22 protein-coding genes are annotated in these 18,292 nt (G+C 49.0%); 6 read left to right on the top strand and 16 right to left on the bottom strand.

The genetic code is table 11. From position 1 onward, the window contains the following. Nucleotides 1–91 precede the first annotated feature (91 nt). The 4 genes from NG795_RS05265 to NG795_RS05250 all read right to left on the bottom strand — a co-directional run bounded on the left by NG795_RS05265 (nt 92) and on the right by NG795_RS05250 (nt 5,854). On the bottom strand, nt 92–667 hold the full coding sequence (locus NG795_RS05265; RefSeq protein WP_367287622.1) for a TIGR04376 family protein: 576 nt from the start codon (nt 665–667) through the stop codon (nt 92–94). A gap of 139 nt (nt 668–806) precedes the next feature. Beyond that, entirely contained in the window at nt 807–2,120 is a 1,314-nt protein-coding gene (locus NG795_RS05260; protein ID WP_367287621.1) for a hypothetical protein, read from the bottom strand. A 366-nt stretch (nt 2,121–2,486) separates the two neighbouring features. Next, entirely contained in the window at nt 2,487–4,400 is a 1,914-nt protein-coding gene (gene mnmG, locus NG795_RS05255) for a tRNA uridine-5-carboxymethylaminomethyl(34) synthesis enzyme MnmG (protein ID WP_367287620.1), read from the bottom strand. A 329-nt stretch (nt 4,401–4,729) separates the two neighbouring features. Further along, complete coding sequence (locus NG795_RS05250) at nt 4,730–5,854, bottom strand: tetratricopeptide repeat protein (RefSeq protein WP_367287619.1); 1,125 nt, start codon at nt 5,852–5,854, stop codon at nt 4,730–4,732. 524 nt (nt 5,855–6,378) lie between these two features. Here NG795_RS05250 and NG795_RS05245 point away from each other — a divergent pair. Beyond that, nucleotides 6,379–7,233 (top strand): DUF3598 family protein, encoded by an 855-nt coding sequence (locus NG795_RS05245; protein WP_367287618.1) that lies wholly within the window; start codon nt 6,379–6,381, stop codon nt 7,231–7,233. 19 nt (nt 7,234–7,252) lie between these two features. On the opposite strand, the gene aat is transcribed toward NG795_RS05245, so the two are convergent. From aat to NG795_RS05225, 4 genes are all read right to left on the bottom strand, one after another. After that, the gene (aat, locus tag NG795_RS05240; protein WP_367287617.1) at nt 7,253–7,831 is read right to left on the bottom strand and encodes a leucyl/phenylalanyl-tRNA--protein transferase; all 579 of its coding nucleotides are present in this window, start codon (nt 7,829–7,831) and stop codon (nt 7,253–7,255) included. Between the two features lie 285 nt (nt 7,832–8,116). Further along, nucleotides 8,117–8,317, bottom strand: a complete 201-nt coding sequence (locus tag NG795_RS28430; protein WP_436836032.1) for a L28 family ribosomal protein — start codon at nt 8,315–8,317, stop codon at nt 8,117–8,119. A 190-nt stretch (nt 8,318–8,507) separates the two neighbouring features. Further along, complete coding sequence (locus NG795_RS05230; RefSeq protein ID WP_367287616.1) at nt 8,508–8,954, bottom strand: TIGR02588 family protein; 447 nt, start codon at nt 8,952–8,954, stop codon at nt 8,508–8,510. Then, complete coding sequence (locus NG795_RS05225) at nt 8,951–9,847, bottom strand: TIGR02587 family membrane protein (protein WP_367287615.1); 897 nt, start codon at nt 9,845–9,847, stop codon at nt 8,951–8,953. Before NG795_RS05225 ends, NG795_RS05230 begins: the two co-directional genes overlap by 4 nt. Before the next feature lie 415 nt (nt 9,848–10,262). Between NG795_RS05225 and NG795_RS05220 the strand changes: the two genes are divergently transcribed. Beyond that, the gene (locus tag NG795_RS05220) at nt 10,263–10,592 is read left to right on the top strand and encodes a DUF8822 family protein (RefSeq protein WP_367287900.1); all 330 of its coding nucleotides are present in this window, start codon (nt 10,263–10,265) and stop codon (nt 10,590–10,592) included. An 82-nt stretch (nt 10,593–10,674) separates the two neighbouring features. Here NG795_RS05220 and rpsN read toward each other — a convergent pair whose 3' ends face one another. Both rpsN and NG795_RS05210 read right to left on the bottom strand, forming a co-directional pair. Then, nucleotides 10,675–10,977 carry a 30S ribosomal protein S14 gene (gene rpsN, locus NG795_RS05215; RefSeq protein WP_261198685.1) on the bottom strand — a complete coding sequence of 101 codons (303 nt, stop codon included), beginning with the start codon at nt 10,975–10,977 and terminating at the stop codon, nt 10,675–10,677. Nucleotides 10,978–11,088: 111 nt separating this feature from the next. Further along, nucleotides 11,089–12,480 (bottom strand): IS110 family transposase, encoded by a 1,392-nt coding sequence (locus NG795_RS05210; RefSeq protein WP_367287614.1) that lies wholly within the window; start codon nt 12,478–12,480, stop codon nt 11,089–11,091. Nucleotides 12,481–12,688: 208 nt separating this feature from the next. On the opposite strand from NG795_RS05210, the gene NG795_RS05205 reads away from it, so the two are divergent. Continuing rightward, complete coding sequence (locus tag NG795_RS05205; protein WP_367287613.1) at nt 12,689–12,829, top strand: hypothetical protein; 141 nt, start codon at nt 12,689–12,691, stop codon at nt 12,827–12,829. On the opposite strand, the gene NG795_RS05200 is transcribed toward NG795_RS05205, so the two are convergent. From NG795_RS05200 to NG795_RS05185, 4 genes are all read right to left on the bottom strand, one after another. Then, entirely contained in the window at nt 12,826–13,068 is a 243-nt protein-coding gene (locus tag NG795_RS05200) for a hypothetical protein (protein ID WP_367287612.1), read from the bottom strand. The genes NG795_RS05205 and NG795_RS05200 overlap by 4 nt on opposite strands. A gap of 79 nt (nt 13,069–13,147) precedes the next feature. Continuing rightward, entirely contained in the window at nt 13,148–13,333 is a 186-nt protein-coding gene (locus NG795_RS05195; protein WP_367287611.1) for a hypothetical protein, read from the bottom strand. Nucleotides 13,334–13,466: 133 nt separating this feature from the next. After that, complete coding sequence (locus NG795_RS05190) at nt 13,467–13,781, bottom strand: hypothetical protein (RefSeq protein WP_367287610.1); 315 nt, start codon at nt 13,779–13,781, stop codon at nt 13,467–13,469. After that, entirely contained in the window at nt 13,778–14,395 is a 618-nt protein-coding gene (locus NG795_RS05185; RefSeq protein WP_367287609.1) for a hypothetical protein, read from the bottom strand. The genes NG795_RS05190 and NG795_RS05185 overlap by 4 nt, the downstream gene beginning before the upstream one ends. A gap of 185 nt (nt 14,396–14,580) precedes the next feature. Here NG795_RS05185 and NG795_RS05180 point away from each other — a divergent pair, with 185 nt between their 5' ends. From NG795_RS05180 to NG795_RS05170, 3 genes are all read left to right on the top strand, one after another. Then, on the top strand, nt 14,581–14,829 hold the full coding sequence (locus tag NG795_RS05180; RefSeq protein ID WP_367287608.1) for a helix-turn-helix transcriptional regulator: 249 nt from the start codon (nt 14,581–14,583) through the stop codon (nt 14,827–14,829). Between the two features lie 301 nt (nt 14,830–15,130). After that, nucleotides 15,131–15,421 carry a hypothetical protein gene (locus NG795_RS05175; RefSeq protein ID WP_367287607.1) on the top strand — a complete coding sequence of 97 codons (291 nt, stop codon included), beginning with the start codon at nt 15,131–15,133 and terminating at the stop codon, nt 15,419–15,421. A gap of 2 nt (nt 15,422–15,423) precedes the next feature. After that, complete coding sequence (locus NG795_RS05170) at nt 15,424–16,407, top strand: DUF6788 family protein (protein ID WP_367287606.1); 984 nt, start codon at nt 15,424–15,426, stop codon at nt 16,405–16,407. 158 nt (nt 16,408–16,565) lie between these two features. Here NG795_RS05170 and NG795_RS05165 read toward each other — a convergent pair whose 3' ends face one another. Together NG795_RS05165 and NG795_RS05160 are read right to left on the bottom strand one after the other, a co-directional pair. After that, the gene (locus NG795_RS05165) at nt 16,566–17,225 is read right to left on the bottom strand and encodes a hypothetical protein (RefSeq protein ID WP_367287605.1); all 660 of its coding nucleotides are present in this window, start codon (nt 17,223–17,225) and stop codon (nt 16,566–16,568) included. A gap of 34 nt (nt 17,226–17,259) precedes the next feature. Beyond that, nucleotides 17,260–17,850, bottom strand: coding sequence for a tyrosine-type recombinase/integrase (locus NG795_RS05160; RefSeq protein ID WP_367287604.1), 591 nt, complete (start codon nt 17,848–17,850; stop codon nt 17,260–17,262). Between the last annotated feature and the right edge of the window lie 442 nt (nt 17,851–18,292).

Below are 18,292 nucleotides of genomic sequence, written 5' to 3'. Positions count from 1 at the left end.
TTTGTAGTAACGACTTCAGTCGTTTCCGGCTTCCTAATTGAGGGGAAATAACGACTAAAGTCGTTACTACGAACAAAACCCTCGTAATAAATCACCGTTTCATATTGCGCTTTAAGCGTTCCAACTCTTCATCAGCTTCCCAACGGCGAAATTCCTGATCCAAAGGGTCTGCACCACTGCTAAAACTGCGGTTATAACTTTTATTCCATCCCGTATCCCAACTCGTTTGCGTTTTCGTTTGAGTACGCGCTGCCTCTGCTTCAACGGATTTCGCCTTCACTTCCCGACGACGAACTTGAATCTGACGATATAACTCCTTCGCCTTTTCAATCCGTTCTTTCACCCCTTGCATTTGTCCCCACAACTGATTGCCTTCCCGCAGTAAAGAGGCTTCTCGTTCTTGTGCTGCACGGACCAAATCTTCGCGATTGGCAGCTTTGGCTTTACTGACGCGATCATGCCAGAGTTGAATCTCCTGAGCAGTAGAAAGAATGCTATCCTGCAATTGTTTTTCTTTCCGTTGCAACTCCAGAATTAATTTGAGGGTATCCTCCTCTTGTTCCCGCAGTTGCTCCTCTAGCACCTGCAATTCCAGATGAGGATTATTTCGCATAAATTCCTCTAATCTGGTTTCTAAGAACCGGCTCATGTCTTCAAATAGACCCATTGCAGGCACTCCCTCGCTCAGGTTTGACTTCTTTTCTTCTATCTATGGTAGGGCAATTTTTCGTGAGTGTTTTCACGGCTAGGGGTGCAGTTTATGCACCCCGACTGCGCGATGAACCACAGCGTCTTCAGGGGATTCCCTATAAAGACTGTCCTGTATAGATGGAACGCACTTCACCATTCCGACGGATAACGGCTTCGCCGTCTTTGACTTCAACTAAACTCCAGCCGCTTGAGCCGATTGTTTCGCCAATATTCACCCGACGGGGAACGCCATCGACTTCAAATAAGGCAACAGAGCGATCGCCCAATTCCAGAATTCCCACTAATTTATGCTTGAGACCCGAAACGCTAGAACTAGATGCCGCTGCGGCAGGGACTGGTTCTGATTCTTCTGCTGGGGGATTTTCCGCAACTCCATTATCTCCTGGGGCTTCTTCTGCCGTTGGGGGTGCGGGTTGGGGAACGGGTGGGGGTGGCGCTGCCACCTGGGGTTGTACGTTAACGGTTCTGGGGGGTTGGGTGGGAGTGGGAGTAGGAGCAGGTTGTTGGGTGGGGGCTTGAGTGGCTGCCGGTGCCGGAGTTGGTGTTGCTGGGGTCGGGGCTGGTGCAGGGGCTGCTGCCGGTGCCGGTGCCGGAGTTGCTGGCGCTGCTGCGGTGGTTTGAGGCGCTGGCGGGGTCCGAGGCACGGTAACGGTGAGATTGGGTTGGACTAGGGTGGGATTGATGCCACGTTCCAGGGCGATCGCAATCCGATTGAGTACCTCGGCAAGATTGCCTTGATGGGGCGTATTTACTGTAACCTGGGGTGCCGGGACCATCACATTGGGGGGATTAACCGTGACATTCACCGGAGGCGGAGGCGGGGGAATAGGTAAAGCAGTATTCGGGGGGACTACAGGTTCTGTGGGTTGACCCGCTGCTTGGCGGTCCATCACTTCGAGCGATCGCTCCATATAGGCCGCAAAATCTGCGTCTGCCTCAGCTTTCAACTGTTCCGCCGTTTTCGGAGGAGCTACGGCTTCAGGCTGTGCCGGGGCAATTTTCGCCCAGAATTGCTGCAAATATCCCCGATTCCATAACCATAAACCTAGGGTAATCAGGAGCAATCCACAGGCGGACCCTAATAAGAGGCGATCGAAGGATTGTCCCTTGCGTCGTTTATCTGTGCGGGTTGCCTTGGCATCCACTGTCGCTTCTGCGGCAGTTTTGGGCATCATCGTCTGGGGGAGGATGATTTGGGGCACCTGTACCGATTGCAATGTTACCAAATCCGGGGGGGCCGGTTTGGGTTGGCGAGAGCCTCCATCTAAAATTCTGTCTACATCGTGAAACAGGTCATTCATGAGGCGATCGGCGTAGGCATCGACGGACCAATTCGGGGTCCCGACCCCACCTCGCTCCTGTTCCGCTGGGGATGAGTCTATGGTTTTGGTGCTGATATCCTGAGACATGGCCTTTTTTTTATAAGGGTTAGGGTTAAAGATGCGATCGCAATCCTCGGGCAACTACGAGCAATCGGGCAGTTCCCCTCCGATTTTATAATCTAGTTTAGACAATCCGACAGTCCTAATAATTTTAGGGCCTAATCCGCTTCAACGAGTTGCACCCATTTATTGTCCTCGCTTTTGCCAGAACGGTCAACCATCTTTCTGTTACTGAGGCAACAACCGGCGGGGGATCAATCGATTGGCGGCCTCATAGCTCAAGTCGGATAAATCCGACTGCAAGTCTTATCCCGTGGTATTTTCAGTCGGTTTCAACCGACTTGAGCTGTTAGGCGGGGGATTGATCCCCCGCCGGTTGTTGCTGCCATGACACTACACTGAGCCACTGGTTGCCAACTGTCGTCCTTGTAACTCCAGATAAATCAACAACGCATTAATATCCGCAGGATTCACCCCGCCAATCCGACAAGCTTGCCCAATGGTTAAGGGTTTCACTTTCGCCAATTTTTCCCGTGCCTCCTTAGACAAAGTGCTAATATTGGCATAATCCAAATCGGGCGAGAGTTTACGATGTTCCTCCCGCGCCACTTGGTCGATTTGATGTTGCTGCCGTTGGATGTACCCGGAATATTTGATATCAATTTCCGCACCCTCACGTTCCTCTAAGCTCAAATCCAGATTGCTCAGTCCATAACGGTTGAGGTCAACATAATGGAAACCGGGACGGCGCAACAATTCCGCTAGGGTAATTGAGCCTTTAATCTTTTGCTGAATATCAGCAGCGATCGCCACCCCCAATTCCTCATGTTCCTTAATCCGCGTCGTCTCCAACCGTTGTTTTTCCGCCGCGATATTCTCCTGTTTTTGGGTGAATAATTCCCAACGGCGATCGCAAATCAAGCCAATCTCCCGTCCTAACGGCGTCATCCGCTGGTCCGCATTGTCCGATCGCAACAACAACCGATACTCCGATCGCGAAGTCAACATCCGATACGGTTCCCGCAAATCCTTCGTACATAAATCATCCATCAACGTCCCCAGGTAACTTTGTTCCCGAGGGAAAATAATCGGGTCCTCACCGCGCACCAACCGCGCCGCATTAATCCCCGCCACAATACCTTGTGCGGCAGCTTCCTCATATCCCGTCGTGCCATTAATCTGACCCGCACAGAATAACCCCTCGATTTTCTTCGTCATCAACGTAGGGTAACACTGAGTCGCTGGCAAATAGTCATATTCCACTGCATAAGCGGGACGTAACATCGTACAATGTTCCAACCCGGGGAGACTCCGCAACAATTCCAACTGTAAACTCTCCGGCAGACCCGTAGAAAATCCCTGAATATACAATTCAGGAATATCTCGCCCTTCCGGTTCAATAAAAATCTGGTGCGATTCCTTGTCTGCAAATCGCACAATTTTATCCTCAATACTCGGACAATAGCGCGGACCTTTCGCATCCACCCAACCGCCATACACCGGAGACAAATGGAGATTTTCCCGAATCAGCCGATGGGTTTCCGCCGTCGTGCGAGTGAGATGACAAGGCATCTGTTCCCGTTCCACCCAAACCTCCGGGTCAAAACTGAACCAGCGCACCTCCTCATCCCCCGGTTGCGGTTCCATCTTGCTATAATCCACCGATCGCCGGTCCACTCGTGCCGGAGTCCCGGTTTTCAGCCGTCCCGTCTCAAATCCCAGACGGTTCAAAGTGTCCGTCAACCCTACAGCGGCAAATTCCCCCGCACGTCCCGCACTCATGGACTTATTCCCCACCCAGATCGTCCCACCCAGGAACGTCCCCGTGGTTAAAATCACCGCCTTGCAACCAAAGGCGACGCCGAAATAGGTTTCCACCCCTATCACATCATCATTGTCCCCCAGAACCAGATCCGTGACCATGCCTTCGCGGATGGATAAATTCTCTTGATTTTCGACAATGGTTTTCATGACGTGAGCATATTCACGCTTATCCGTTTGAGCGCGTAACGCCCAGACAGCGGGACCTCGCGAAGAATTGAGGACGCGCTTTTGTAGATAAGTGCGATCGGCCATCTTGCCAATTTCGCCCCCAAGCGCATCCACCTCATGAGTGAGTTGGGACTTCGCAGGGCCACCCACTGCCGGATTGCAGGGTTGCCAAGCAATCTTATCCAAATTCAGCGTCAGCAAAAGGGTGCGACACCCAAGACGTGCCGTAGCGAGTGCTGCTTCACATCCCGAGTGACCCGCACCCACAACAACGACATCAAAAACATCTTGAAATTCAGGAGTTGGCATGGTCATGGTATCTGGATGGTGTTGAACTCTTTCCTAATCATAGCTGTTCTCATCCCGTTCTACACCCGATCGCGAGCAAGATTTGAAGCAACTAGGCACGCTTACGGTTATCACGCACCGCAGGAAGAGCGATCGCCTTAAGCGAAGCGATGCCATCAGCTTGATGCACTCCCAAAATGGACCTCATAACTGAGGGAAACCTTATATCCTTATTTTATCCCCTCTAATAAAATAGGGCGTCGGTACAGGCAAGGTTAGAAAGCTGGTTTCTGCCTTGATTTAATCCTGTACCAACGCCCTAGATTGAATTGTTCAATTGCGTTTTTAAAAGTGCTTTAAGAACGCATCAACGTATCAAAAGATTCCGTTTCTCGAACGGAGTTAAAGTCTGACTCATGTTGAGCCATTTCTCGAATGTCCGGATTGAGAGAAATGGCCTGCCGGAGGTTATCAACTGCCATATCTGTATCAGATTTCAAGGCATAGCAGCGGGCTTTTCCGTACCAGGCATCGGCTTTGTCGGAACTGGTGCGAATGGCTTTGTTATAAGCGGCGATCGCCTCGTCGTAGTTTTGCAATCTTGTATAGGCGACTCCCTGACCTAAAAACGCTTCATAACACTCAGGATTAATTTCCGTGGCCTTGTCATACATCTCCACGGCATCTTCATATCTCCCTTCCCGAAATAGCTCATTCCCTTGTTTGACATAAATGCCAAAAATCTCCTGGAAGGGTTCCTCCATCCGATTTTGCATTTTCATCGACTCTTCCAGGGTGGTGCGAGCTTCTGAAATTAAGTTTTGAGTGGCTAACGCCATTGAAATCAACTCATTTAATTGAGCAGTGCTCTTCGGTTCCTCAGAAAGTGCCAGAGGCATCCCACCTTTCTCACTTTTAACCAATCCCCCCCCTTTGGATTGTGAGGCGGGGAGTTGTGAGGGAGGGGTTTGTCCGAGTTGTTCTTTGACCTCACTTGCAACCTGATTGGCGACACTTTTTCTGAGCAGCCAAATTCCGCCCAAGGTTGCTGCTACGGGAAGAACCACTAATCCGGCGATCGCAGCCGCTAAGGGACTCATAGTCCGCATAAAAGCTCGGTCTACTTCCGCTTGAATCTGCTCTTGAACCGCTGGATCGAGTTCCGAAGTTTGTTGTAAAACCTCTTGCTGGGCCGCTTCTGATTCCGGGGCATTCTCCGGTGCATTCTCTGTTGCATCCTCCGTGGTGGCTGCCGGAGTGGGCGCTGCCGTGGGGGTAGGCGCTGCCGTGGGGGAGGGAGTGGCCGCTTCCGGGGTGGAGGATGCTGGAGTCTGTTCAACGGGGACCAGGGGTCTGGGTGGGGGGGGAGGGGTCGGACGTTGTGCCGTCGCTGCACCCATAGACAGCAAGAGCGTCACCAGAACCAGGGTGCTTTGTCCAGCGATCCTCGCGCACAGCGCGGTGAGCGGCGCTAGATCCATCGCAGGGGGCATCCCTGGACGAACCCCCTGCTTCGACATAGAAAAGGAGAGCCTGACCCTGCGCGGCCCCCTTGCGTTCCCGACTCGATTTGTCATGGTCATGGAAATCTCACCTATTAATCGCTCGACGACTTCACCACTTTGACATTACTGTAGACGATTCTACCGATTTCTCAGGTCTAAATTCCGTTATCTTTAAGGCCAAAAATCTGCCAATCCAGACAATACCGGACCCGAGCAATGCTGAGTGGACTCTCTTTTTTTATCGGTCAAGTTTTTGATCATATCATCACATTGAGCCCCTATCAAGACGGTAAAAATCCATCTCCCAGGGGGTCAGCGTAGGTATTAAATAAAGGCGACAAGAAACCGAGTTTCTAGCCCAGATTTGGTGCTAATTGGCAGGGATTGGGTAAAGAAACCCTACTTTTAACCCCGACTGAACCGATCGCCGACTCTGGTATAAAGGGGATGGAAACTCAATATTGTCTCTAAATTTCACCGGATGGAGGGCAAGGAAAAACATGGGAACGCAATGGGAAAATTTTCTGCAAAATCTGGGAGAGTGGGAGGGTTCGTTCACCCGAGTTTCTCCCACGGGCACCTTACTCGAAGACACCCCCACGCGACTTTCCTTGGAAGGATTAGACGAAAATCAACGGGCGCGCCTGACTCTGCGATTTTTTGCCCCAGGGGGTGATTGGCAGAAGGACTCCCCGGTTAAGGAAGTGGTCCAAGAATACCAATCCTTGGGGCGGCATCTGTTATTTTTCGATTCGGGGGCGTTTTCTCAGTCCTCGATGCAACTGTCCCCCGTCTCCACTTTTTTAATTGAGTTCGGGTTCATCTGGGGTAACCGTCGCTTACGGGCGGTGCATCAATTTGCGGTGGGGGGTGAGGCGGAACGGTTTACTCTGGTTCGAGAAAAGCGGGTGGGTGCGGGGGCGACGGAAAATCCGCCTCTGACCCTGGAGCAATTGTTGGGACGCTGGGAGGGGTCAGCGCAAACGCTTTTTCCGGATTGGCGAAATCCGGAGACTTTCAGAACGACTCTGGAGGTGCAAAGAACGGGGACGGACGGGGTTGAGCAACGGATTACTTTGGCGAGTGGCGATGAGCGTCCTCATGAAATCCGGTCTACTGGGCGGGTTGAGGGGTCGATGCTGGAGTTCGAGGGGGGTGCTCATCCGGTGCGGGTGTTGATGGTGCCGGATGGGGCTTCCCTGACTTTTCCCCACCGGGTGGCAGTGGGGGAGATGTTCTTTGTGGAAGCGGGTTGGTTAATTGAACCCACCCTGCGGCAGCGGTTAATCAGTCGTTACAGTCCGAGGGGAGAATGGAGCAGTCTGACTTTAGTAACTGAGCGCAAGGTGGGATAAGGTGCGGGATGGGTGGGGGTTAGAGTAAAGAACAGGAGCGTTGTAGGGCGGTTTGGAGTAAGGTTTGATATTCCCGATCGCTAATGGTGTAAGCTCCAAATCGGTCCAAGTGGGGGTTGCTCATTTGGGCATCAAATAACACAAACTGGCGATCGCGCAGTCGTTCTACAAGTTTGACCATTGCCACCTTTGACCCTTCGGGAATCCGATAAAACATTGACTCGCCAATAAAAGCTCCCCCGATCGCAATTCCCAGAATCCCCCCAGCGAGGGTATCGCCTTGCCAGGTTTCAAAACTATGCGCCCAACCCTGGGAGTGTAGTTCCCAATAGATTTCTTTTAATTCAGGAGAAATCCAAGTCGTCTGGCGATCGGAACACCCCTCGACGACTGCCTTAAAATCTCGGTCGATCGCCACGGTGAACCGTTCTTGATTGAGAACGCGATTCAGGGATGAAGGATAGCGGAAGCGATCGTCTAGGGGAATCAGCGCTCGCTTGCGACTGGAGTACCACCCGACGCTCTCATCGCCCACATTCGCCATCAAAAAATAGCCTTGGGCGTAACCTTGGATGATTGACGGAATATCAAATTCCATGAACTTAGCCGGTTAAAATTTGAGAAATTGCAGACACAGACAAGGGAGAAACGGCTTAAAAAGGGTAGAAAGTGCTGCCCTCAAACCGGCTCAAGACTTAAAAATATCATGAAACTTAGGGAATACTCTGACTCAGAATGAAGAATCAAGGATCAAGTTCAACGTCCCGACTTGCTATCGTTCTCTTCTGTTTGTAGTCAGGACTTACGCATGAACACTATATCTAGCGTAGCGATCAAGGCTCCTAAATTCTACCCCGTTTTTGATGCATCCGCTCTAACTCTTCTACATCTTCGATGTCTTCCAGTCGTTCCAGCATTTCTTGGTATTCGTCAATATCCTAAATGACCGCCACTGGTTTGCCGTCTCGCAGAACAATTTGCGGTTTTGAGCGTTTGGTCTCCATGCCGATCGCCTCCTGTTTTTCTCATGCTTTATTCTATCATGCGATCGCTTTCTATATCCCCTGGGATTTCCTGTTGGCAAAAGCTAAAACTGTGGGTGGCTCTTGTTGGGAGACGCGCTCTTATCGGCGTCTCTACAGGAATTTTTCTGTGGGGGGTTCTTGTTGGGAGACGCGATCATATTATTTGTGCTGAATTAACCTTAATAAATTAGTCCGCGAAGGCGGAATGAGCCGGTGTAAACGCGATTTCAATCGCCCCGGTTTATCCGCCTACGGTAACTTGTAACTGGAAATTCGCATGGTTAATTTTCCTTGGCGAGGGTCTCTGTTTGACACAAATGCCCCCTCTTCTGTCTCTCCTTTGGCTAAAAATTCGATTTCTTGTTCTCCAATTGAATAAGTAATTCCATCAATTTCTAATTCGGCAATCACATGAACTGAAGCGACGGTTTCTCCGCCTTCGTTTTGTACCCGAAAGGGGACGTAAAATTGCTGGTTGCGTTCTTGAATCTGTCCCTTTGGCGTTACGGAGAGAATCGGCGGGCGATCGCCCTGGGTCATCCAGTCATAACTCACCAATCCAATCAGAATCCCCACGATTGACAAAGCAATGCTAAATGTCACCCATTCCGCAGGCGATCGCCCTGCAATTTCTTGGCGTCGTCTATCGTTTTGTTGCGTCTGTTTGCTTTGCGTCTCTTTCATTTCTGATGTCATACCGCTAACCTCCCCGCTGCACCGCCGATCGCTGCTGGAAGTCCCAATATTATACTATGATTCAGCCAAATTTGCCAAGGATCGCTAAAGTTAAGTTTCTGGAAAAACCACAACATCACCACCGATGCCCCCAAAGATACTAAATAGCAAATTAAGGTTTCTCCTAACGGATCTTGAAATACCCCTCGCTGTTTATATCGTCTTTTTTGTCCCCGAAATCCCGCTGCAAATACAATACAGTAAGAAATCAGCAAAGAAGAAACCACAACGGCAATTTGCCAAGGGGAAGAACTCGCCGCCGCCAGCATGGGAACTTCATCGGTAGGTGCGATGTTAAAGGCAATAAAAATTGCCCCGATTAAAGTGGCACCCAAATCGGCTAAATTGTTTTCTATTTCTGTTGGTTTTGTTGAATTGCCTTTGGTGTTATTATTCTCCAAATTTAATTCAAAGCGATCGCCACTCATCAATGACGTTGCCAGCGCTACCCCTAACGAAAAGGGCAATCCTTCAAAAATCGCTTTTCCCAGTGCTTCATTCAGAGGCGTGTGAATATCGATTTGGCGCAATAATATCAACACCATTGTTGCCGAAACCAAGCCGATCGCGATCGCTTCCACACTCTCCATCGCCGTATCCCGCCATCGCATCTCGATATCTTGGTTGCGCCGAAATCCCGCCGTGCGATTGAAGAAAAACACCACCAAATAGGTAATCGCCAGCGCCACCAGTCTCATCGACGCTTTACTATACGAACCGATCCACCACACTTCCATCGTGTACAATAGGGGAATTCCAAACAAAAATCCTCCAGAAATCCCCCGAATTAGCTCATCCGATTCTTCCGCCCATTCCCATTTTTGGTGAGACTTTCCCTCGCGCTTTCCCATCATCTTTCAAAATTTAAAGCTTGCTTTTTACTACAAGAATGATTCATTTTCTATGTTTTTATAGTCTTATATTCTATAATTATATTCGGCCCTCTGGCATCATCCTTCCGATAGATTTTTGCAACTCTTTTCGTGACTTTGAATAGAGATAAGATAAGGAGATTAAGTCGTTACTACAAACGGGAAGATAACGGCTGAAGTTGTGATTTTGAATAGAGATAAAATAACGAAATCAAGTCGTTACTCCACACATCGGATAACGACTCATATTGTGATTTGGAACTAGGGGAACAACTGAAATTGTCACACCGAACTGGAGGGGTCATTTTTCAAGGTTCATCTTTGATCTCGGTTTAGGGTGGGTATGAGGGAGAATGTACTATAAGATTGGGAAATAGTAATGTCACATTCAATGCCCATGAGTGAACCCATTCAACCGATTACGTTGCCCCCCATGAGTAATCCTCAACAGGAGGGGAAATGGTTGCAGGCTGCTTTGCATCAGTGGCTCGATCGCGAGTTTCTTCCCGAAGCAGTCAACCAACAGATTGCGGAACGAGCGACTCAAATTTTTGTCCGTCAGCGACTGGAAGGCGAGAATGACTTAGGGTGTCTGGTGATTGCGATCGTGACTGAAATGCAGGCGTTTGATTTTTCTAAAAGTTTTTATGGAGAATTTGCGATCGCCAATGCCGTGAGTGACTTACTTTTAGATAGTCTGGGGATTGATCGCTGTTGTGGACAATAACCTCGGGAGCGTCGGGATTTTAGATTTTAGATTTTAGAGTGCTGATCTAAAATCCAAAATCCACGCTCTATCTAGCTTTGGACTACCAGCTTGATTTGACGACCCCAGGGAGGAGTCCCTCGTGAGCCATTTCGCGAATCACGTTCCGAGAGAGTCCGAAATCGCGATAAAACCCTCTGGGACGTCCCGTCAGCCAGCAACGGTTGCGGACCCGGTTGGGGGCGCTATTGCGGGGCAGTTGTTGAAGTTGGCGGTGGATTTGCAATTTTTCTTCTGGATCCGTCGCTGCGGCAAATTGCGCTTTTAACTCAAACCGCTTATCGATGTACTTGTCAACGAGCGCTTTGCGTTTCTTTTCCCGCTCGATCATGGATTTCTTAGCCATGTAATGATTCTCATCCCTTAAAAAAGACAGCATCTTTCACTGTACATCACTTCCCCTCAAAAAAACAATCCCTCTCAATAGTTAGAGAGGGATTGTTTTTGCTTTACCGGGTCAGGGTTTTGGGTGCAATTCTTTCATGAGTTCATTGAAAAGCAGTTCTACACCTTTCGCGGCAGTCTGGGAGCATATCAGCTTTCCAAAACGCTTTTTAGCTTCACCCTTTTTTACCGGGGCCGTCGCCTTGCCATCGGTTCCCAGTAACGCGGGGAAGTCGAGAGTAAGGTTTAGACTTTGCTCTAGTTGACTGAGGATAGCAGGGGAAAGCAAGGGCCCGAGTTGAGTCTTGAGAGTTGCGATCGCGTCTGTTTTTTGCTTTTCCAATAACCGGGAATGGTAAATCTCAGGGTTATCGTTATATTGCCGTGTTCGGGTATCGTAGAACTCAGCGAGTTGTTTTGAGATCTCGGTATCGGGGCGAGCCTTCACGGGTGCGATCGTCGTGACAATCCATAAATACAACATTTGCCGCGATATCTTGGATCCGCTTTTCTGGGTTGATTCTTTATCACCGGATGAGTGTTCAATCCCACCATAGCCTAAGCGTTGTTTAAAACGAGCTCGCCAGTTCCGATAATTTCCGGACCCCAGGAAACGCTCGATCGGGTAAATCTGGGAGATCACCCAGCAGCGAGTTCTCATCCCCATCCCTAGATCTTCCATCACTCGGTTATAAACCCTGAGTTCTGGTTGTCTCAAGAGAGCCCCTAGCTTTTCCTCGATCTGAATTTCCCAATCTGTTAACTGGCATAGCTGTCGCGCTAGATTGCGGGAATATTCCGAGATTTCAATCCCGTAGGTAGGGGCAATCGAGATCTCGTAAAGTTTTTCGTAATAGCGATGATTGGTTTTTAGGTTTCGTTCACGACCGGCAAGAAAACACCATAGAGGTACTTGTCCATCTATAGCTCGTTGTGAATCTTTCAAAGCTGCCTCGGGAAATTCCCGGGCGAGTTGCTGCCTGAGTCGATTGATAATCGGACTCTGGATCCGGTTTAAGCTTTGAAGTTGGAGACACCCATCTCTCATCGGTACGATGAAATTCTCATGTTCATATCCCAAAAATGCCTCTGGATAATTCCAGAAACCGAGGGCATAAGCGGCGAGGGCGAGTGCGTCAGCAGCATCATTTTTATCTGGTAACTTTTTAGATTTCCGAAAGGATGCAACTTCCGAGTGCCCGACCCAGAGTATTTTCACTCCGTGACTTTTTAAAACATGAGCCCATATCCATGAGTAATGCACTCCCGTGGGTTCCATTACCACCGCGTCAGGGTTTAGGGCGAGCAATTCTTTGATTCCATCCCGGTTAGAATATAACCGAGGGAATGATTTTGAGTTCTCTTTAAAATAGAGTTTGAGGTTGTAAGGTGCTTCTGTTAGCGGGCAAGCTACAACATTATCCTTACTGACATCAAGCCCAATAACGACTGATTTTGATTCCATGAATTTTCAAGGTTGTAACTGGGTGGGATTGCGCTAAATTTCCCCTTTCTTTCAGGGCCACGAATCACCCGAATAGGAAACAATTCACTGTCAAGCCTCTAAAGGGTTAGCCGCTATAGAGGCAATAGTCTGATCCACGAAAGATGTAAACCTTAAAAGGTCATTTCATTCTCAAGACCCCGATCTATTGCCTAACGGCACCGAGTCAATGACCCGGGCGGTTCAATTGCGCTATCTCCCCGCGATCTCCCCAGGGGGGGGACATTTCGATCCAGCGATAGCAGAGGATCAGGCGATCGCCATTAAGCCGATCGCCTCTGGCAGATGCCAGTCATCAGGCGGGAACTAAGGGACTAAAATCTGGGATACTCTCTCCTCAATGGCATTGCGTGACTCCTCAAGGGACTGAACTAAATAGGCTACTTGCTCACCCTCAAAATGGGACTGGCTACCGCTTGCCCAGGTAACCACCAGTTGATGGGTGTCTTCAACAAATTCAACCTCTGCAATTTGGGCTAAGTTAACCCACCGATTACCGGGTAATAAAACCATCCAACAGCTAGGCACTTTCACAATTGTTGTAGTCATGATAGGATTAGATTTAGGAAAGCGAATTGATTTGTTGGGGACCCCTTTAGGGGGGTCCCTTTCCCCGTTTTAATCAGGATTAAATTTGGGGACGGTAGACGGCCTTAAGGTTGCGATTAGGGTAGAGGCGGCGATAAGCACAAAGCACGTTATCTACCTCTTTTCTTTTAGCCACTTGAGCATGAATAACCTCTAATCCTTTATCGTCAGTAGAGACAACAAGCCAAGGATAGAGGGAGTCTTTTTTAGGGTTGTATTCTCTCATTGGAATTATGCCTCAATCGAGTGTATAAGTACAGAGTGAGATATGCCAGACAAGGCTTTTAGACCGAAACTGCTGCAATGTATAATTGCAACATAACAGGATAATCAACCCTTATAATTGCCACTATTGCAACTCATCTTTTAGAGTAGAATTGATTAACAATTGCTATTTTCTCCTGATGAGATAGAGAGCAAGCTTCATTACAAGCGGCACTCATAAAAGAAGCGCACACTTCCTCTGTTGTCATCATCAAAAGTTTAGCGAGTGCCTCTGACAACCTCAAAATTGCAATGAGTTGAATAGCTGTAAACTCGAACTCATTCCCCTGGATTTCAACAGGAATCATTGCCTCTAACACCACCTCTAACCCTTCAGAGTTCATCGCTTCTACAAAGCGGTTTAATTCTTCTACGGTCCCCTTAAAACGAGTTCTATATTCTGGGTTCATTTGATTAACCCCCTGACTTCAACGCATTGAGTTAAGGGTTGCTGAATTCGAGACCCGGGAAATGATGAGTTTATGCCGTGGCTAGATTTTGGGTATCGGTCGATCATGCCCGGGTCATGACCCGGTGATGATTGGCTTATGCCCGGGGGATGATGAGTGCATAACCCTGGGATAACCCGAGGATAATCGCAGTATGCCCGGGATATAACCGGCGGATACCCGGATGATGTTTCGGTTATGCTCTCAGCATAAGTCTGGGATAACGCTGGGATAAGTGCTGGACTTTCGGACTGATCAGTTTTCCCAGCAGTCTGTAATACCTGGGAAGGATCTGGGTTGATCTGGGATACGGGGGACGGATCTGGGGAGATCTCATCAGATGCGATCGCAGTAGGGGAACTCTCGGTGCGATCGCCTCCCAGTTCCTCGGTAGGGGCCTCTAGTAAATTTTCTTCCATCATCGCCTCAATGCTGTCTAAGACGCTGTGGACATAAGCGATTAGGTCAGTCTTGCGGGTATAGCGCGAGTATCCCGTGATGTCGCGATCGCGGCAAAACTGCTTAATCGCCACTACGGTCATGCCCTCTAACTGAGGGCGAGAGTAGGTGCTCATCGTTTTTCTCTCCTGACAGAAAGGTGATATAGACAGAGGAAGGAACAGACCGCATAAATGCACCCTGATAACGGACAGCATTTCGCTGCCTGTTCCGTTTTCATGTCGTTTATATGTAAGTTGACTTACACTTTTTAGTCTATATCAGACAACTTGTGTTTGTCAACTTACACAAGTTGACTATAATGGAAGAGAACCAAGATCTACTGACGTTCATGAAATTAAGGGAGAGAGTGGGATTGACTCAGCGAGAGCTTGCTCAATCCCTGGGAGTAACCGTAACGACTATCAGTGCATGGGAAAACGGACGTCACGAACCAAAACTGACGATCCTCCAAGTGAAGCGATTGATGGAAGTCCTAGATTGCTCTTTAGAGGATCTGGTAGAAGCCGTCCAAAATGTTAACCGGAAAAAACCCCTAACAGATTCCTAGGGGCGGTGCTGTTGACAAATCTGGATTCCCCCTCTTTCATTAACCGGGGAGGGGGCCGGATGGAATGACCGAAGACTGAGGAGGATTTTGGGGCAATGAAACCCAGGAAAAACAGACCAGACGTTAGACCCCTTCATCAAGTTAATGAAGAACATGAACTGGACAACCTCTATGAAGTTTACGAGTGTCCCCAGTGTCAGGGCGGCTTGATTCATTGGGAATCACCCGATGGGGATGAAGGGGTTGACGTCTGTGACGAGTGCAGCGGAACCGGATTCTTGGCAGTGAGGAGGGGTTGATTATGTCAGAATGCGCTCGGTGTGACGATTACGGACATCTCTTTGACATCATTTGCGGGATGGTCAATTGTCCCGTTTGTGCTCCGAATGAAAGGGTTTGTGCCAATTGCGGGGGGTCATTAGAACCCTTCGAGTCAAACCCTTGCGCTGGGTGTCGAGATGAAGATGGGGAGGATATGGAAAAAATTCAGGTTTCCCCAAAAACTCGCATTGCTGGTTACAGAACGCTCACCTGGGAGCAATTCTGTCAAGCGTCTGAATCGGAGTTACAGGCTGATAGTTGCGAGGATTAGTTATGGGTCCAAACCAACTCTCCCTATTTGACCCTGAAAAATACTCAACCCCATCACGCGATGGTCAACCGGATTGGTTTTACGACACGCATGATGGGGTTGAGGATGAACCCTCTGTTAGCCCAAAAAAGGGGGATAGTGCTTTAGCGCAATTGGATAGGCAAGGGGTGGAACCGGCGAAACCGTTGAAACCAATGGTATCTCTTCCTTTATCGCAAATCAACACCGGCGAGAAAATTGGCGGCGGGGGAAATTCAACGCCAGGGGAAGAAGCTATCCCCGGTGAGCCGAAACCCTTTTACAGCAAGGATAAAAATCTCAACAGCACCGGCGAGTGCGATCAGTCTATTGGTGGCGATCGCACCGGCGGGGAAAATTTACAGGCAACCGCCAAGGGCGATCGGTCTATTGGTGGCGATCGCACCGCTACAGAACAGAACCCCAATTCTCAGGCAATGCTACAGAACATCGAGGGGGAGAATTTCTGTTCTGTAGCATCCGACTCAACCCCTTTAACAGTGGAGGGAGGGAAGGCGATCTGGGATGATCTGATTTTTGGCCAAAAGACAGAGAATCCCGGCAGAGTCGCTTGTAAAACTACCGGGAACTCAGGCGATCGCATCCTAGAGAGAAACGACCATCAAAGGGTGCAATCGTCTGATTTTACACCAGATATGGTGTCATTGGGGGTCGCCAACAACGCTATATCTAGCGAAAATTTTCAATTAAGCGATCAACGCAAACACAACGGAAAACCAGGCGCGTCTGGGTGGATTGGAACACAATACAAATATCGCGACCCATTGGGCAACAGCAAGACCAGCACCCAATGGGTTCCCGGATCTACCGGACCCTATTACCAATATCAGTGGAGAGAAGGCGATCGCATCAAGAGCCGCTACGTCCCCAGGAAAAAATTGGAGCAAGTCGAATTAGCCATCATGACCCGGGAATCCCCCTGGAGAATTTTAGAAATTCTGGGTTAAGCGCGATCGCCACGCCAGACCCGGGGCCCTGTTCTGTAGCATTGCCCTCATCAGGACTAAACCGGCAATGCTACAGAACAGAAGGATGGGGGAGGGGTCCGGGTTGAGTTGCGATCGCCCCCAAAATTCCCCCGGCGCGATCGCAACTCAAGAACGGGTCAAACCGCTTCAAGCTGCTCTCTTAAAATAGTCCAGGCCAGAACAGACAGATGACCTTGATCATCAAGCCAATAATCAGACTTATCAGGATCCAACCAATCAAGGTTAAGGCAACGGTCAAACTTCGTTAAGGATGAGTAAGCGCGAAAATAGACCGGCACCTTAGATCCCAGAAAACGACTGACAACCGGGACTAGATAGAGGTTAGGGTATTGTTCGAGTAGTGCAGTCACGATTTCCAAGTAATTCTGTAACAGGAGATCGGCGTCTGAAAGACTAGCCCTCAAAAATTGCCGATCGCCATAGCAATAGCGATCCTTGCCCAGGAACTCTATAAACCGATTATTCCAGTCCAGACTCATCAGATTGATGATTTCTTCCTTCCTTAGTACCCCGTGCATTTCAGTGGCAGGGAACCAAAAAACAGGACTACACCCAGAGGACAGGAGATCCATCGCGGTGAAGATTTCAGAGTCCATCACGGGCATACCGGGAACCGTGTAATTGGCATAGTCTCTAAACTGCCATTGAACCTCAGTCAGTTTTAGGGTAGCAGTGGAATCCCCGATCAGTGCCTTCGTTAAAACATGATCGCGGTTGAACCCGTCAAGACTGATGACCTCACCGGATGATGAAACCTGGAAATTGATATGTCTCATGATTTCTAAGGGTTAACTGAACAAAATAAGGGAATCACAGCAGAGCGATCGCATTCGCTATCTGGTCAGGGTCTACCTCCACATACCGGAGTAAAACCCGGTCGTTCTTATGCCCGGTGATTTGTTTGAGCACCGGGATAGAAACCCCGGAACGGGAAAGGCAAGTTATCAGAGTCCGTCGGGTGGAATGAGTCGATATCCCCCTCTTCCCTAACCCGGCGCGATCGACCGCTTGACGAAACCAACGATCCACCGCTTGAAAAGTGACGTGCTTTTCTGGATAGCGCACGCTGGGGAATAACCAACCTTGCAGCGGCGGGTGAAAATTTTCGAGTTCAGATTTTAGCAACGGGTGCAAGGGAACCTGTCGCGTCTCCCGTTTGCCGTCGGGTGACGCCTTGCGGGTACTAGCCCGAAAAGTGATGGAAGATCTAGGCGCACACTTGAGCGGATCCTCGTAACAGTCGGATACCTGTAACTGAGTAATCGCCCCCCATCTCTCCCCAGTGAACCGCGCGATCGTCAAAAATAGCCGATGAGTCGGATTGGCTATCTGTTTTAAAATTCTGGCATAATCTGAATCCGTTAAAATTTCCGATTGTCCATGACGAGAATTTTTAGGCATTTTTAGAGTTTAAGATTAGACAAAAATCCGTACAAAATAACAACATCAACCCCACCGAACCGAGTTTTAATAAATCCACACCTCAGTTATAGCAAGGGTTCCCAGGATTTTAGCTAACTTTAACTTTTATCTAAAACTTAAACTTGTATCCGGAAAATATCCCCGTTACAGTGGACTAATTGCAAGGGATAAGTTAAGGGGGGTAAGGTTGGATTTTGAGGATGTGAAAATATGGAATGCACGATTCACACTGTTACACACGGCAATTCAAGAACTCACCCAAGTCAGATTGCGCGAATATGAGGTTTTAGAGGGCCGGGTTAAATACTTAGAATTAAGCGATAGAAGAAGTCAGTTATCTGCCTGACTTCGAGGAGTAATTTACGGGTTTGTTGGGGGAGTTTTTGGGGCAATGGTTTTTGTAGCCCTAATCTATTTTTCG

Origin of the sequence: Laspinema palackyanum D2c (genome assembly GCF_025370875.1) — a bacterium.
GTDB classification, from domain to species: Bacteria; Cyanobacteriota; Cyanobacteriia; order Cyanobacteriales; family Laspinemataceae; genus Laspinema; species Laspinema palackyanum.
This window is presented reverse-complemented; position numbering and strand designations above follow the sequence as displayed.